At 64.2% G+C, this 14,314-nt stretch carries 13 protein-coding genes; 1 reads left to right on the forward strand and 12 read right to left on the reverse strand.

What is annotated here, in order from left to right:
* Window positions 1-13: 13 nt before the first annotated feature.
* From U5760_RS02575 to U5760_RS02630, 12 genes are all read right to left on the reverse strand, one after another.
* Window positions 14-832: an inositol monophosphatase family protein gene (locus tag U5760_RS02575; RefSeq protein ID WP_322009383.1), complete on the reverse strand. Its 819-nt coding sequence runs from the start codon at window positions 830-832 to the stop codon at window positions 14-16.
* A gap of 215 nt (window positions 833-1,047) precedes the next feature.
* The gene (locus U5760_RS02580) at window positions 1,048-1,941 is read right to left on the reverse strand and encodes a dihydrodipicolinate synthase family protein (RefSeq protein WP_322009385.1); all 894 of its coding nucleotides are present in this window, start codon (window positions 1,939-1,941) and stop codon (window positions 1,048-1,050) included.
* 39 nt (window positions 1,942-1,980) lie between these two features.
* Complete coding sequence (locus tag U5760_RS02585; protein ID WP_322009386.1) at window positions 1,981-2,763, reverse strand: aldolase; 783 nt, start codon at window positions 2,761-2,763, stop codon at window positions 1,981-1,983.
* A 37-nt stretch (window positions 2,764-2,800) separates the two neighbouring features.
* A complete protein-coding gene (locus U5760_RS02590; protein ID WP_322009387.1) occupies window positions 2,801-3,439 on the reverse strand; it encodes an NADPH-dependent F420 reductase in 639 nt (212 codons plus the stop codon).
* Window positions 3,440-3,909: 470 nt separating this feature from the next.
* The gene (locus tag U5760_RS02595; RefSeq protein ID WP_322009388.1) at window positions 3,910-5,484 is read right to left on the reverse strand and encodes a TolC family protein; all 1,575 of its coding nucleotides are present in this window, start codon (window positions 5,482-5,484) and stop codon (window positions 3,910-3,912) included.
* Window positions 5,471-7,528 (reverse strand): FUSC family protein, encoded by a 2,058-nt coding sequence (locus U5760_RS02600; RefSeq protein WP_322009390.1) that lies wholly within the window; start codon window positions 7,526-7,528, stop codon window positions 5,471-5,473. Before U5760_RS02600 ends, U5760_RS02595 begins: the two co-directional genes overlap by 14 nt.
* Window positions 7,509-8,561, reverse strand: a complete 1,053-nt coding sequence (gene mdtN, locus U5760_RS02605; protein ID WP_322009392.1) for a multidrug transporter subunit MdtN — start codon at window positions 8,559-8,561, stop codon at window positions 7,509-7,511. Before mdtN ends, U5760_RS02600 begins: the two co-directional genes overlap by 20 nt.
* 1 nt (window position 8,562) lies before the next feature.
* A complete protein-coding gene (locus U5760_RS02610; RefSeq protein ID WP_322009394.1) occupies window positions 8,563-8,850 on the reverse strand; it encodes a hypothetical protein in 288 nt (95 codons plus the stop codon).
* A 561-nt stretch (window positions 8,851-9,411) separates the two neighbouring features.
* The gene (locus tag U5760_RS02615) at window positions 9,412-9,708 is read right to left on the reverse strand and encodes a hypothetical protein (protein WP_322009396.1); all 297 of its coding nucleotides are present in this window, start codon (window positions 9,706-9,708) and stop codon (window positions 9,412-9,414) included.
* Window positions 9,709-9,836: 128 nt separating this feature from the next.
* Window positions 9,837-11,237, reverse strand: a complete 1,401-nt coding sequence (locus tag U5760_RS02620) for a caspase family protein (RefSeq protein ID WP_322009398.1) — start codon at window positions 11,235-11,237, stop codon at window positions 9,837-9,839.
* Window positions 11,234-11,974, reverse strand: coding sequence for a hypothetical protein (locus U5760_RS02625; RefSeq protein ID WP_322009399.1), 741 nt, complete (start codon window positions 11,972-11,974; stop codon window positions 11,234-11,236). Before U5760_RS02625 ends, U5760_RS02620 begins: the two co-directional genes overlap by 4 nt.
* Window positions 11,971-12,630, reverse strand: a complete 660-nt coding sequence (locus tag U5760_RS02630) for a hypothetical protein (protein ID WP_322009401.1) — start codon at window positions 12,628-12,630, stop codon at window positions 11,971-11,973. Before U5760_RS02630 ends, U5760_RS02625 begins: the two co-directional genes overlap by 4 nt.
* 371 nt (window positions 12,631-13,001) lie before the next feature.
* Here U5760_RS02630 and U5760_RS02635 point away from each other — a divergent pair, with 371 nt between their 5' ends.
* Complete coding sequence (locus U5760_RS02635) at window positions 13,002-14,309, forward strand: hypothetical protein (protein ID WP_322009402.1); 1,308 nt, start codon at window positions 13,002-13,004, stop codon at window positions 14,307-14,309.
* Window positions 14,310-14,314: the final 5 nt, after the last annotated feature.

The raw sequence follows: 14,314 nt of genomic DNA on the forward strand, positions 1-14,314 counted from the left end.
GAGTTTCCGAAAGCTATTGAATCGTCGAAAGAACCGAAACCGAGGCACTATGAAGGGCCGGCGCGGAGGCGAGAAAATTCGGACTGCAAAGCTGCCACGGACGTCCGTTCACGTCCGTTACCGCGCCTCCGGCCTCTTGAACCAGGAGCGCCCCCGCGACCAGGCCGGAGCGAACGGCACTAAACTGCCAGAAGACATCCATGCGGCCGGCGGCGACGTGGATCAGTTGCAGCGTCGCGGGAACCGAGACCCGAACGACGAGTGCGGCATTGAGCATGGCCGTTACCGATTCGCCGATGCGGCGGAAGGTCTCCGTGCTTTCGCCAGGTCTCGCCTGGCCGGTCCCGACGAGTGCAGCGTCGAGTTCCGGTTTCGCCGAAGGCACGATTCGCTCGCCATCGAGGAAGGCTCCACCGCCGCGCGTCGCAGTGTAGGTGTTCCCGGTGAGCGGAAGATAGACGACCGTGAGTTCCGGCACATTGTCCTTGACCAACGTGGCCGTCACGCACCACTCGGTCATTCCATGGATATGGTTGATGTTGCCTTCAACGGGGTCCGTCACCCACCACTCTCCAGCCGGGAGCTCGCCGCTCTCCAGCTCGTCTTCCGCCCAGCCTGCCGACGGCCGGGCCTCGAGCAACGCCGCACGCATCACGCCGAGAGACTCGGCATCGTTAGCGTGAATCGCCTTCACGAGTTCCTTCAGATTCCCTTGCCGCCGATCGGGGGTAAAGAGGTGTTTCATGTGATCGCCGGCAGCGCGAACCGCGGCAAGTGTGGCACGCATCAGGGTGCCATCTTCTGCAATCGGAATTTCGATCGGGGTACTCAATTTTTTCTCCAGCTTTGAAGAGGGTTGAATGGATGGTAAGCGTGACGATAAGCGCCGGCAACTCGCTTTCCAGGCGCCACCGGCACATCGGTCGTGACCGCTCGAGCCAGTCCTGGCAAGGGTTTCACGCCAGCGGCCGTATTTGCGTTGAGCTGTTGCTCACATTTCGGCGTAGTGGCGACACGCCGGCCGTCAGTCACTTCATATTCATCTGACTATTGGTTGCGCACCTGATCGAGCAAACGGCCCAGCTCGACAATCGCTTCGCCGGTTAGCTCCTGAAGCGGCTTGCGCGGCGCACCAACGTCGAAACCTTGCAGCCTCAAACCCGCTTTGATCGTTGCCGGCAGCCCAAGACTCAGGATGAATTTGAGCATCGGAAGTTGCCGGTAGAACACTTCGCGAGCGATGTCCATCTGGCCCGCGGCAACGGCGTGATAAAGATGCAGGTTCAGCTCGGGAATGAGATTCGGGGCGGCCGTACACCAACCGGAGGCTCCGGCTGCGAGCGCTTCAAGAGCAATCGGGTTGCAGCCGTTATAGAAGGGAATTGCGCCGTCGGACAACTGGCGCAACTCATGCATCCTTTGGACGTCGCCAGAGCTTTCCTTGACCATGGTGACATTGTCGATATCACGAACAAGGTCGGCGATGAAGCGCGGGCTCATATCGATACCGCTGGTCGCAGGGTTGTTGTAGACCATGATCGGGATGTTGATCGCTTTCGCTATCGCCGCGTAGTGGCCTCTAATTTCCGCTTCAGTGAGCTTCCAATAGGAAACCGGCAACACCATAACCGCATCGGCACCGGCTCGCTCGGCGAAGACAGCGCGCCGGATCGCGTTATGCGTCGTCAGGTCGGAGATTCCAACGACAACGGGAACCCTGCCGCTCACCGTTTTCGTGGCGCATTCCGCAACTTCGTCCCATTCATCGTCAGTGAGGTAGGCGCACTCCCCTGTGCTGCCGAGCGGGGCGATGGCGTGAACGCCATCTGCGATCAGTCGTTCGATAGAGCGCCGCAGCGATGAGACATCGACGCCACCGGTTTCCCGGGAAAACGGAGTAATTGGATATGCGATGATTCCCTTAAATTTCGTAGTGCTCATAAATTATCCCGAGATTTTTGAATTTCCAGACATAGCGAATCAGGACAAGCAGTCTATGTGGGTGCGAAGTGCACGCCTTGCGAAATAAGCGAACGTCACCGAGCTACGCTTTGGCGTCAGGATCCAGTCGTGAGCCTCGCGTCCTAATGCGGCCGGGATCTCTTTCACAGTGCCAGCCGCCATGGCCAGGAGTTGCATTCTGGCTGCCCGCTCCATCAGAAGCGCAACCACACAGGCCTCTTCAACTGTCGTCCCGGCCACGAGCATCCCGTGATGGGAAAGAAGAATGGCGCGTTTCTTCCCGAGCGCCCTGGATATGATTTCCCCTTCCTCATTGCCGACCGGGACACCCGGCCAGTCCGCAAGGAACGCGCAGTCATCGTAAAGAGGACACGTATCCATATGGGAAATTGTCAGCGGAACCTCGAGCATCGAGAGCGCGGAGACGTGAGAAGGATGGGTGTGGATAATGCAATTCACGTCCGGTCTGGCGTCATAGATCCAGGTATGGAACCTGTTGGCAGGGTTAGGCATGCCAGATCCGTCCACCGTGCGAAGATCGTGATCGACTACAAGCAGGTTTTCCTCAGTAATTTCGTCGAACCCCGTTCCGAACGGTTGCGTCAGGAATTGATCCTGGTTGTTCATCCGCGCAGTGATCTGCCCAGCCAATCCGGAATCATGGCCACCGTCGAAAAGCACCCGACAGGTCAGAGCCAGTTTTTGTCGAAGAGTGAGGGGCTCGGCGTGAAGTTCACGCTCCATTTGCGACAGGGACCGCGTAACCAGTTCGGACTTCGAAAGCGATCGTGTGGTATTCATTTGTCGATAGTTCCGTCAGTATTGGTCGGTATCGACACTACCGCGAGATCGTGAGTGCGAACGGACGGAAACCAAACTGGCGCAGCACAAACGGCACGACCGAGAACATCGCCTCGGCGCCGCGAGCCGATGTCATGTCACCGAGATCCTCGATCCATTCGCTCGGCCACCCGAGATCCTCGAGTACCGACGCTACAGTGGACTTCGCTTCTTCGTCGTTGCCGGACAGGAAGGCCGTGGGACGCGTCGCGAGGCATTTCGGGTCCACCATGACGGTAAACATCATGGTGTTCAGCGTCTTGACGACTGACGTTTCGGGAAGCGCTGCCTGAAGAAGTTCCCCGAGGCTTTCATCAGGATACAGAAGCGACATGCTTGCGCCCGTCGCATCGCGTCGAGTTGCGTTCGACACATCGATCAAGACTTTCCCGCGAAGTTCGGACTTCAAAAGACTCAGTCGCTCGAGACTGGTATCGCCGGGTGTCGCATTGATGACAATCGGATTCTGGCGTACAGCACTCGCATGATCGGCGAATGTGACTTCGGGTCCCGTCCAGCCGGGCAGCGGATTTTCAACCGATCGAATTCCAACCGTCACCCTGTATCCGGCCTGTACAAGCCCGGCGGCGAGTGCCGAGCCGACACGGCCAGCACCGAGAATGGCGATTTGCTTCATGTGATGCTCCCAATAATAAATAAGGCCCGCGCGGCGGCGGAGAGCGGCAACACGTGCGCCAGCGCCGCACGCTGTGAAGCGCCCGAGTCGAGCCACGCGGAGTCTCAATGTTCAGTGCAGGTCGGTGATTTTCGGCGACATGTCCGATGTGTCACGTCGTGGAAATCTTATTTGCGACGCTACTCGGTGGCAACTCGCATCCTAAGGACGCTTCCGGTGCATACGTCCCCGTCGTCGGGCCCCGCCGTGCCGGCAATTCATCCATAGCTGGAGCTTGCGACGCCGCTCATTGCGAGCGGCGGCTCACATTCTTGCTTCGCAACATCCTTGCGATGTCGCGGTGCGGGACGCGCAGAATAGTGAATTGAGCTGAATTTCCCGGTACGCGACCGATGACCGAAGAGAGCGGAACGGTTTATACGACGAGGCTTACCTCTGGGCAAGCCACTTCATGGCAACGACTGGCCGCACTACCACGCCGGCTCGCCATCGGGCGTCGTCGCACCAATCTCCCCTGTCGCCAGCGCAAGCGAAGCCGCCGCCGAAAGCGCGGCGCTATAGCTATCGGCATACGCGTTCTGCGCAGCGATCAACTGGTTCTGCGCCAGCAGCGCATCGGTGATGGAACCGACGCCATGCCGGTATGCCGCAAACGCCGCGTCGTAGGTCGTGCGCGCAGCGTCCACGAGCGCCTTGGCGGCGTCGTTCGAAGCCAGACTCGTGGAAAGCGCGTTCTGCGCCGCCACGACTTGCCGCACCGCTTCGTCCTTCGTATGCGTCAACTGGGCGGAAGCGCTGTCCGCATCGTTGCGCGCCTGCATGAGCACGGCAGAGCGCAACCCACCGTCGTACAGCGGAATCGTCACGCCGAGGAACACGGCTCCGCTGCGGCGGCTGCCACTCAGGTTCACGGTGGCCGCCTGATCGCCTACCGACGGAATCGCGGTGATCGCCGTGGAGCCGGTGCCGTACGCGGCCGTCGCCGAAAGGAACACCTTTGGCATGAACGACGCCTGTGCGGCGCGAATCTTCGCCTGGTTCGCCTCTTCAAGGGCATATGCACCCTGCACGTCCGGGCGTCGCGCAATCGCATCGGCCACGATCTCGTCGACCGACTGGTGCAGCGCCGGCGACAGCGTGCGCGGCGGCAACGGGGCGATCGTCGGCTTCGACAAGGGCGAAATACCGAGCGCCGAAACGAGACTTAGATAGCTGTCGCTCAAGGCACCATCGGCCTGCACCTTCACGAGATTCGCCTGGGCCTGGTTCTGCGTGGCCTGCGCGACTTCGACCACTGTGCCCACACCGCGCGCGAACCGTGCGCGTGCAGCGGCGCGAATGCCGTTCGCGTTATCGAGCGCCTGCTGGGCCGTTTGCTGCCGCTCGCGCGCGGCCTCATAGCCGTAGTACGCCACGCTCACGTCGTGAATCACGTGCTGGTGAACCGCTGTGAACGCGACGTTCGCCGCCACCGAAAGCTGCGAGGCGGCCTCGACGCGCGCACGCCGGCCGCCGAAGTCGAACAGCAGCCATTGCAGCGCGAGCACGGACACCGTGCCGTGTATGTCCGAATTGGTCACCACGTTGCCAAGCAGCGTGGACGACGAACCGCTCGACGCCTGATAGGCGCCCATTGCCGTCGCGGTAAGTTGCGGCAAATACGCCGCCTTCGCGATACCCGTGGCAAGCGCCGCATTACGTGCGTCGTTCCACGCAATCCGCGTGAGCGGGTTCGACGATTCGGCGAGATCGATCAGTTCGGGCAGCGTGTAGGGATGGTTCGCGTCGAGGGTTGCCGCGGGTTCGATGGACGCCAGCGCCGCGCTGCGCGGCAAGGTATAGCCTGCGTTCGCCGCACCGGTCGCGTTGCCCGGCGGCCCCGGCACGATGTTCCCTGCCGCGTCCGTCTGGGGCTGCCACGGACGGTCGGGCTCAGGCGGCGCGAGATCGAGAGAAGACGTCGCGCAGCCTGCCAGCCCGGCAGCGCCGGTAATGGCCAGCGCGACCACGGCGATCAGCCAGCACGTCGGTTCAAGGGCGCGCATCGATCGTCGTCTCCTGGGGTTGGGCTGCACGGGCAGCGGTAGCGATCTCGCCGAATCGCGCATCGATCACGCTTGCGAGCGCGCTCACTTTGGAGTCCATATCTCTCCCAGACTCCCCTTCGCGAGCGGGCGCAACGCGACCTGCATGAAAAAGTTTCGCGTGCGGCGCCGAGTCCCCATCTGCATGCGGATCCTCGCTCTGCTCCATGCGCCGCTTGACCTCGTTCAACCGCGCATCGGCCACCGCGCTCGCCCGCCCGGCCGAAAGGAAAAGCGGCCCCTCCAGCGCGCCGAGCTCGGCCAGCACGCGCCGCCGGCTCGCGACCCACGCGGGTTCAGGACGCACCCACGAAGGTTCGTAGTGGATCATGCCCAGATCCTGCCGCAAGCCCCCGTACTGCGCGAGCGCCGCCGCCGCGAGCGTGCGCCGCACACCGTCGTCGGCCGCGCGCGCAATCTTCGACCACTGCCCGACGAGCGCTTCGAGTGCCGTATCGATACGTTTCGCAATACTGACCGGCCACACGCGCGTGAATACGATGTAGGCCACCGTATTGCCGATCAGGATGCCGATGGCTCGATCGCGTGCGATCGTCAGGTCGAATGCGGGCGCCGCGCCTTGAATCACGCAGAGAAAAAACGCGAAGGAGATCTGAAAACCCACATACGAAATGCGCGGCGATCCGACCGCGACCCATCCGGAGAGCCACGCGCCCACGAACACCAATGCCATCAATTCGCCGATGGTGGTCAGCGCGGGTGTCACGAACACGATCGCCGCCGTGCCGAGCGCCGCGCCAATGAGGCAGCCCGCAATGCGCAGCGTGAGCTTTTCGACCGACTCCGCCGTCGTGCCGAGCGATACCAGATAACAGGTGAGAAAACACGTGTGGATGCTCTGCCAGTCGAGTTGCTGGTACAGCAGATAGCAGAACATCGCGGCCACCGTGGTCTTCAACGCATAGCGAACGTGGTCGGGATTGGTGAACGCGTCCGCGTTGAAGAAGCCGCCTCGCGCGGGGGCACGATCTGCGGGCGGCGGCGGTGCCGTCTGCGCAGGCGGCACTGCAAAGCCTTCCAGCGCCGCGCGCAGGTCGGCCAATACGAGCGCCGCCAGCGGTGGCAGCGCGGACGTCTCCGGCAGGTCTCGCACATCGACCACCACATCCAGCGGGTAGCCGCCGGCGTCGAGCATCGCGGCCATCTCCTCCATCGTCGCGGCGAGCCGCGTCGCACAGGCGGCGGGAAGCCGGGCCCCGGGTTCGCTGCCGGCCAGGTCCGCTGCGAGCAGGATGGCCGTGGACGACGCCGTCGCCTGGCGCAGCGCCGCTAAATCGGCACCGGTCGCCGTGCCTTCGAGCTTCGAAAACTTGAGCCACGCGAACATCTGGTCGTCGCCCTCGCGCACGCATGCGTCGAATTCGGCACGCCCGGCATCGGTTTCGGTACCCGTCAAGCGCTGCGCGGCGAGCCTCAGTCGCTTCGCGAGTTGCGCGCAGGCGAGCCGGCGCGGGGACGGCGCGAGCACGAGATTCACGACGATCGCCACGCCAATCGGAATCGCGACCAGGAGCCAGGCATACAGGAGCCCGCGCGTGGCCGCCTCGCCGATCGGTGCGAGGCCCAGTTCGTCGAGACCATAACCCACGATCATCGCCACGATCGCGCCGACGGGCCGCAGCTTGCTGGCCGATGTGACGAATAGCAGTCCGAACGACAGTACCGCCATGCACCCCACGCGCAGCGCCGATACGTCGATGCAGAAGATCGCGAAGACCATGACGATGCCGATGATCACGGTCACGAGCAGCAACAACACGACCGAGGTCACGATGCTCGTCACGCGGTCGGGCTTGTTGAAGAAAAACACGAGATAGGCCGAAAGCGCGGCCTCGGGGGTGCCGTATGCGCTCGTGATGAGCGTCGTCAGCGCGCACATCAGTGCGATGCGGGTGACGAACGCCGCGCGCCCCGGAAACGGCGCGAGAAGTTGTGCGATCTCCCGCAGGCCGGGCGCGCTGACGTCACCGGCAAGACTGGCCATGCCGGACCTCGACGATCGCGCTTGCCCCCACCCGCACCAGCTTCACGGCCGGCGCGTCGATCCGCACCCGCACCGGGAAACGCTGCGAAACCCGCACCCAGTTCACCGACTGCTGCACAAAGGGCAAACCGTGCGGCACGTTGATGCGATCGGTGTCCGCTATGCCAGCGCCGATGCCGATCACCTTGCCCTGCATCGGATGGGTGCGGTCGATCATCGAGTACACGGTCGCGCAATCGCCCACGTCGATGGCGCCGAGCGCCGTCTCGCGGAAATTCGCCACGGCGAACCATTCGTCCGCGTGGATCAGCGTGAAGATGGACTGGTTCGGCGCCACCGTCTCCCCTGCGAGAATCGAGAGGCCCGTCACATAACCGTCGAACGGCGCGCGCACGACGGTATCGTCGAGCAGATGCTGCGCGATGGCCAGCGCGGCTTCGCGTGCATGCAACGTGGCGATGGCGTCGGTGTCGTCGCCGATCGTCTGCGCCGACGAGTGCTGCAGTTCCTGCGCCTGGGCGAGCGATACGTTCGCGTCGCGCTGCGCGACGACCGCCTGGTCGAACTGCTGCGCCGAGACATAACCCTGCGCCGCGAGCGGGCGCAGCCGCTCGACGCTGCGTGTCGCGAGGTCGTAGTTGTGGGTGGCGCGGCGGGTCTGGTCGGCGGCGACCGTCGCGTTCGAGGTTTCGCCGATCACCGTGCGGCGGCGCGTGGCCAGCGCCGCGCGGGCCAGCTCGACGTCGGCCTGCGCCTGCGCCACCGCGAGCCGGTACGACGTGGGATCGATTTCGAACAGCACGTCGCCCTTCGCGACGCGCTGGTTCTCCTCCACGGCTACCCGCACGATCCGGCCGCCGACGGGCGACGCGACGTGAACCACATCCGCGTCGATGCTCGCATCGTCCGTGGATGGAAAACGCGTGGAGCGATCGTAGGCGTACCACAACGCCGCGACACCGAGCAGCACGATCACCGCTGCGATGGCACGGCCTTTCCAGGCAGGTTTGGCGTTCACGCCGGCTAGTTTCATCTCAGAGCTGCCCCGTTCCTGACAACCATACGAGCACCCCGACGACGACACCAATCGCGGTGCAGACAGAAAGCTGGTAAGGCACCGCCCTGACCCAGCCGGTCGCGACGAACACGCGATGGGCGACGATGGCGCCCACGACGCCGGTCACGGAACTCAGAAGCCAGAACGGAAAGTACGCGCCGAACAGCGCAAAGGAAGGGGCGCCGCGGGTAACGCAACCCGTGAGCGGCACGAATGCCAGAGGTGAACATGTGGCGGCGAATCTGGACCATGTGCGTTGTTTCATCGCTTTCGTGACTGGAACAAAGACTGGTATCCCACTGGTAAGAACAACCCGTGCGTACGCCGATGGGTTGCCCTTCCACCTTTTACTTTTGCCGTCCGTTGGCCGCTGCCTGCCTTTTGCACAGCCGCGCAAGCCGCCCACGCAGCACAGCTTACAGACTGCCTGGCGCCGCGCTCCTCCGGCAACCGCCTCGGCGCGAGCCGCGTATCCTCGCGCCCCTGCAAGGCACACCATCATAGCGCGGATTGCGGCAGGCCCGACAGCGTACTGTCCGGCACCCGGGGGCAATGGGTTTCCCGACCTGCCGCAGGCAGGATCAGGTTTGCGACTTCCGGGGATGCGAGATCAACGAAACAGGGTTCGTCGGGACCCCTATCATATGAGCGGTCCGCAGCATGGCTAGAACCTGCCGTTGCGGTCCGGGACGGTATAACTGGCAGAAACCGGCAGAAGCGCCGCCCCGGCCAGCGGCGCTTCAAGAATTTTAGGTCAGCCGGTCAATATCGTCCGGCTCTCACGAGGACCGGCCGAAAAGAAAGGGAATAGCGGCTCGATAGCACTTTAATCGACGATCGCCCACTTGCCCTGGTCCTTGACCATGCGGATGCTCTTCACGGCGCCACTGCCATCGCCGATATCGCATTGATACCCGCCGGCATCCGCCGTCTTGCAGCCGACGATATGCACGTTCTCCACCGCCTTCTGCGCGATGTCCGCCATGGGAGCGGTGAGGGCATTGGCGCGCAGCTGATCGATTTGCGTCTTCATCGCGTCCTTCAGGTCCGAATCGCCCGGTGCGCCGCTACAGGCGGCGAGAATAAAAGGAATACACAGGACGGCAATGGTCTTTATTTTCATAATCATCTCTCTTTGAATGGTCCACTCACGCGGCTTTAAAACGCGGCAATAACGGCTTCACCGTATCCCCTCGCTTCAGCGGCAAATCATACCTGAATCGCTATTTGCGCGAATCGGAATCAATGACATCAATGAGATTGTCCGGACGCGCTGACCGCGGCCGTCGCGTGCGAGAGACGCTCGATCACAAGCTTCATCGCCGATTGCATTTCGTCCTGGCTGTCGCCCTGCCCGCGCTGCGCGCGCAGTTGCATGAGGTCGAGCCGCGCGCGCGTCAAACCCGCAGAGGCAGCCCGCGCAAGCAGCGGCTCGGCCTTGTCGAAATCGCGCGGCACCAGCTTGCCTTCCATATAGGCTTCGCCGAGCAGTGCCTCGCCAACCGGGAAATGCTTCGCCGCCGCCTGGCGGTAATACGCGATTGCCATACGTTTGTCGGCGTTGCTTTGGCCGCTGGACTCGTAAATCAGCCCTAGCGTCGTCGCAGCGCCTGCATCGCCGCTGCGCGCGCGCGAGCGCAACTTCGCAATCGATGCGGCATCGGCACCGCGTGCATCGGAGTCGATGCGTGCGTCAAGATCGTCCCACGCGTCGGCACGCACATCGTCGTCGGCTGCGCCGCCCGCAAGTTGGGCGGTCTGTCCGTCGTTTCCGGGCAGCGGCCGGATCCCGCGTGCAGCACCCACCCGCCCGGGACTCATGGCAAACGTGGCGCCACGCTCGGGCGCCGGATCGGCCAGCGCAAGATCCCCGTCCAGCCCGCTCACGATCCACGGCTGCTGGTCGCCCGCGCTCAATTCCGCCACCTGCTGCTGCGTATGGTCAAGCGCCTGTTTGAGCGTCAAACCCCGGGCCTTGAGGTTCATCGCGAGGAACCATGCGAACGGACTGTCGTCGACAGGCTGGCCGAACGTGCGCATCGAGTCGTAGGCGATCTTGTTGTTACCCGTAGAGTAGGCAATCAGTTCGCCATGCGCGGCCTGCTCGTGCTTGAGTGCCGTCATCGGCACGCTGCCGCGTGACGGCGTGCGGCAGGTGTCGAGAAACGATATCGTCACCGGCGGCTCGCCGTGCCGGATCATCGCGCGAATGGCCGAGAGCTTGATCCCGCGCTTGTCGAGCATGCCATGGGTCAGCGCACCGATCGGCGCGCCCACGTTGACCGGCACGAGGAAATTCTCGCCGCCCGATTCGAAGCCATGGCCCGCGAAGTAGAAAACCACAACGCCGGCCGTTGCGCTCTCCCGTTCCAGCCATTCCGTCTCGGCCTTGAATTCGTCGAGCGTGAGATTGGTGGCCACGTGCGTTTCGAAGCCGTCGCTGCGCAGCGCTTCGCCGACGAGCCTCGCATCGTTCACGGGCGTTTGCAGGCGGTCGGCACCCTCGTAGGAGGCATTGCCGATCACGAGCGCCACTTTGGCGGGCGCCGCCTGAACTGCCGCGGCATCGGCGAGCGCCGCGAGCACGAAGACCGTACGCAGCAGCGCGCGGGCAATACGCCGCGGCGCGTACGGCAATGCTGTGCTGCTCACTTGCGCGCGCAGCCTTGCGGCGCATCGATGTGCGAAGCAAGGCGCGCGGCCTCGTCGCTGTGGAGCCATGCGTCGCGCGAATCCGCGTCGTGCGTGCTGATGCGATAGCGGCCAGATTCGTCCGGACCTGCCGTGATATTCGCACCGTAGAGCGTCAGCCAGTTGCGCAACTGCTGCTCCGTCACGCCGTCACGGAAGGTCACCCAGACGTCGTCGCACGAGAGCGCCGCGCCGCGCGTCACAATGGCCACGCTCTCGCTCTCGCGCGACGAGGCACTACCGACGTAATGGGCAATCACCCCAGACTGTACGAGCACGAGTGCAATCAGTGCGGGCTGCAGCACATTGCCGTGCGCCGTCCACCACTCACGCAGGCGCACACTCCACGGCGCCCGGGCACCCCGCACCGCAGCGGCAGGATGCGGCCGCTCCATACCGCCTTCCGGCGCGGCGGCGTCCGGCGCGGTTGCGTCCGGCGTGGCTGCGTCCGGCGTGGCTGCGTCCAGCCCCAGCGCCGCCGCGAGCCGCGCGAAGGACGCATCTGCCGTGGCATCCGCGCGCGCCTCCTGAGCGATCTGCGCCGCCGCTTCCAGCGTTTCGAGCTCGCTGCGCAACGCGGTATCGTGCACGAGACGCTCCGCCAGCACGCGGTGCTGTGCGGGATTCAGCTCGCCGCGCATATAGGCCAGCACCAGGTCTTCCGGCTCGTCCGGATAGGGATTTCGCTCCTGGGTCATGGCCGGTCCCCCGTTTTCCTTTCCACGCACTCGATCACGCGCGACTTCGCTTCGGAAATCCGTCGCCGTACCGAAACGGCCGAACCCGCGTTGGTGTCCTTCTGGATGACGACATCTTTCGCACCGGCAAGCGCCATCATGAAGGTCTTGCGCGCCGTTTCCGTAAGCCGCGCAATGCACTGCTCGACAGCGTGCCGCCGGCGCGCCAGCTGCATTTGCGCTTCGGGTCCGGGCTCGATCTCGCCGAGTTCGAAGAGCAGCTTGTCGAAGAGCGCCTCGTCCTCGCGCAGCACGTCGAGCGAGGTCATTCTGAGCGAGTCTTTGCCCGCCGCGCGCAGGCGCGTAAGCGCCTGCTTGTACGCCGCCCCCAGCAGATAGGCGCCCAGCCGCGCCTCGAAGCGGGCCGCGTCGGCGGCATCGTCCGGCGCCATCGCAATGCGTCCGGGTGCCTCGAGCACCGCCAGAAGACCGGACTGCCAGGCGTCCCACAAATCGGCATCGTCGACCCAGGGAAAGCGGTAGCGCACGCGGCACGCGAACTTGCGCCGCAGCGCACTCACGAACGGCTTGAACCGGCTCGAGTGCGTAAAACGCCGGATCGCCTCGGCAAGCGGCGTTCCGTTCTGGTCGGGTTGAGCGGCGTCGCGCGCGGTCATTGCCTTGCTGCTCCCCGGAGAGCGGCCTTGGTGTTCGCGCGCGTGCGCGTGTTCGCGAGGACGTGAATGAAGTCAGGCATCGGTGCGCATTCAACCATGCGTGGTTCGTTTGAGGGGCGCGTGCCCAGGCGTTGCACGCGCTGCCGGTATGGGCACCGTGCTATGCCGAGCAGCATTATAAGCGGCGCCTTGCCCAAGCCGCACGCGAAAAACCACTTGAAAAAAAGAAGCGAACAAACGGTGGGGCACGGCAAATACAAGAACAAGACGAGCGTCACGACCCGGGCTGCGCAGCCCGGGCAACCCGGGACGTCGTCCTGCCGGCCGCGCGAAACGTCCGGCACCGATCCCGTCCATAAGGAAAATGCGTCATGAATAAGAACGTCTTGAACAAGATCGCGACGGCCATGCTGGCCGCGGGGCTCGCGGTGGCACTGGCGGCCTGCGGAGGCGGCAGCGGCAACACGTCTTCCAATGCCGGTCCGCCCGCGGCATCGGGCTCGGGCAACGCCGCGCCGCTTTCCGCCGCCCAGAGTTACGTGGGGACCGTGAGCTTTGGCGACACCGTGCGCATCGACATCGACCAGCCCTCCGCCGGCCAGCTCACGCTCACGTTCCTCGACTCGCAGTTCGGCCTCGCGGGCACCCTCGTCGGCCCCTACAAGGCAAGCGGCAACACCTATGCCGCCGGAACGCTGAGCGCCGGCACCGGCGCGCCCGCGGCACTTTCCACGGCGGCAGCGGGCATTCAGCTCACGCTCCAGATCGCCACCGATGCGAGTCATCACGGCATCATGACGGGCACGCTGCAGAACGTGCCGAATCTCAAGGCGAATGACGGTTCGCACCTGCAAGGCCAGGTGCAGGCCTCCAACAACGGCGTCACGACCGTAGCCGCACTGGCCGGCACCTACAGCTTCGTCAAGCTCTCGGGCAACTACACGGCGGGCGGCGTCCCCCAAGGTTCCCAGGACGCCGAGGCCGGACAGATCAAGATCAATGCGGACGGTACGATGCGTTTCTGCTCCGGGCAGCCCTGGTCGGACAGCTGCACGAACTACGATCAGGACACGGGCACGAGCAGCCCCACCACCGGCACGATCGCCGTCGATCCGAACCAGACGCTTTATCCCGGCGCATTCGACATCGTGCTGAACGGGAGCCCGCTCGGTCGCGCCTTCGTGAGCACGAGCAACGGCCGCACTTCGCTCTTCGTCGATCAGGCGGGCACGAACAGCGACGGCACCTTCCGCACCGGCAGCTGGGTGCTGACCACGAGCACGGCGCTGGCCGCGGGCGCCGCGGACGGCACGTGGACCTGTTCGGAGCCCGGCGTCGCCGACAACAGCAACCAGCTCACCGGCACGACCCAAGTGAGCACGGAACGCTTTGCCGGCACGCAGCTCACGCCGCTCAACGCGAACGGTTCGATCGACGGCACGCAGCAGCCCGTGCCGCTCTTCTACAACCAGACCTTCGATCCGAAGGCCTCGCAGTCGCAGCTCACGCTCGCCTCCTCGCCGGTGAACGGTCTGATCGCAGGCGAGTGGATCGGTAGCTTCCAGAACCAGACCGTGACGGGCGCGCTCATGTTCCTGCCGATCAGCGCCACGCAGATCGCCTACCTCGACGAGGTGAACGCGAACGGCTTTTTCGTCATGGGTAGTTGCACGCAGTAAGCGCA

Source organism: Paraburkholderia sp. J12 (assembly GCF_905220215.1).
Taxonomy (GTDB): Bacteria; Pseudomonadota; Gammaproteobacteria; order Burkholderiales; family Burkholderiaceae; genus Paraburkholderia.

What these genes read in the sequence shown, in the direction of transcription:
- U5760_RS02625 (WP_322009399.1), bottom strand. Translation starts at nt 11,974, where the DNA reads ATGACCCAGGAGCGAAATCCCTATCCGGACGAGCCGGAAGACCTGGTG.
- U5760_RS02585 (WP_322009386.1), bottom strand. Translation starts at nt 2,763, where the DNA reads ATGAATACCACACGATCGCTTTCGAAGTCCGAACTGGTTACGCGGTCC.
- U5760_RS02580 (WP_322009385.1), bottom strand. Translation starts at nt 1,941, where the DNA reads ATGAGCACTACGAAATTTAAGGGAATCATCGCATATCCAATTACTCCG.
- U5760_RS02635 (WP_322009402.1), top strand. Translation starts at nt 13,002, where the DNA reads ATGAATAAGAACGTCTTGAACAAGATCGCGACGGCCATGCTGGCCGCG.
- U5760_RS02630 (WP_322009401.1), bottom strand. Translation starts at nt 12,630, where the DNA reads ATGACCGCGCGCGACGCCGCTCAACCCGACCAGAACGGAACGCCGCTT.
- U5760_RS02595 (WP_322009388.1), bottom strand. Translation starts at nt 5,484, where the DNA reads ATGCGCGCCCTTGAACCGACGTGCTGGCTGATCGCCGTGGTCGCGCTG.
- U5760_RS02615 (WP_322009396.1), bottom strand. Translation starts at nt 9,708, where the DNA reads ATGAAAATAAAGACCATTGCCGTCCTGTGTATTCCTTTTATTCTCGCC.
- U5760_RS02590 (WP_322009387.1), bottom strand. Translation starts at nt 3,439, where the DNA reads ATGAAGCAAATCGCCATTCTCGGTGCTGGCCGTGTCGGCTCGGCACTC.
- U5760_RS02610 (WP_322009394.1), bottom strand. Translation starts at nt 8,850, where the DNA reads ATGAAACAACGCACATGGTCCAGATTCGCCGCCACATGTTCACCTCTG.
- U5760_RS02600 (WP_322009390.1), bottom strand. Translation starts at nt 7,528, where the DNA reads ATGGCCAGTCTTGCCGGTGACGTCAGCGCGCCCGGCCTGCGGGAGATC.
- mdtN (WP_322009392.1), bottom strand. Translation starts at nt 8,561, where the DNA reads ATGAAACTAGCCGGCGTGAACGCCAAACCTGCCTGGAAAGGCCGTGCC.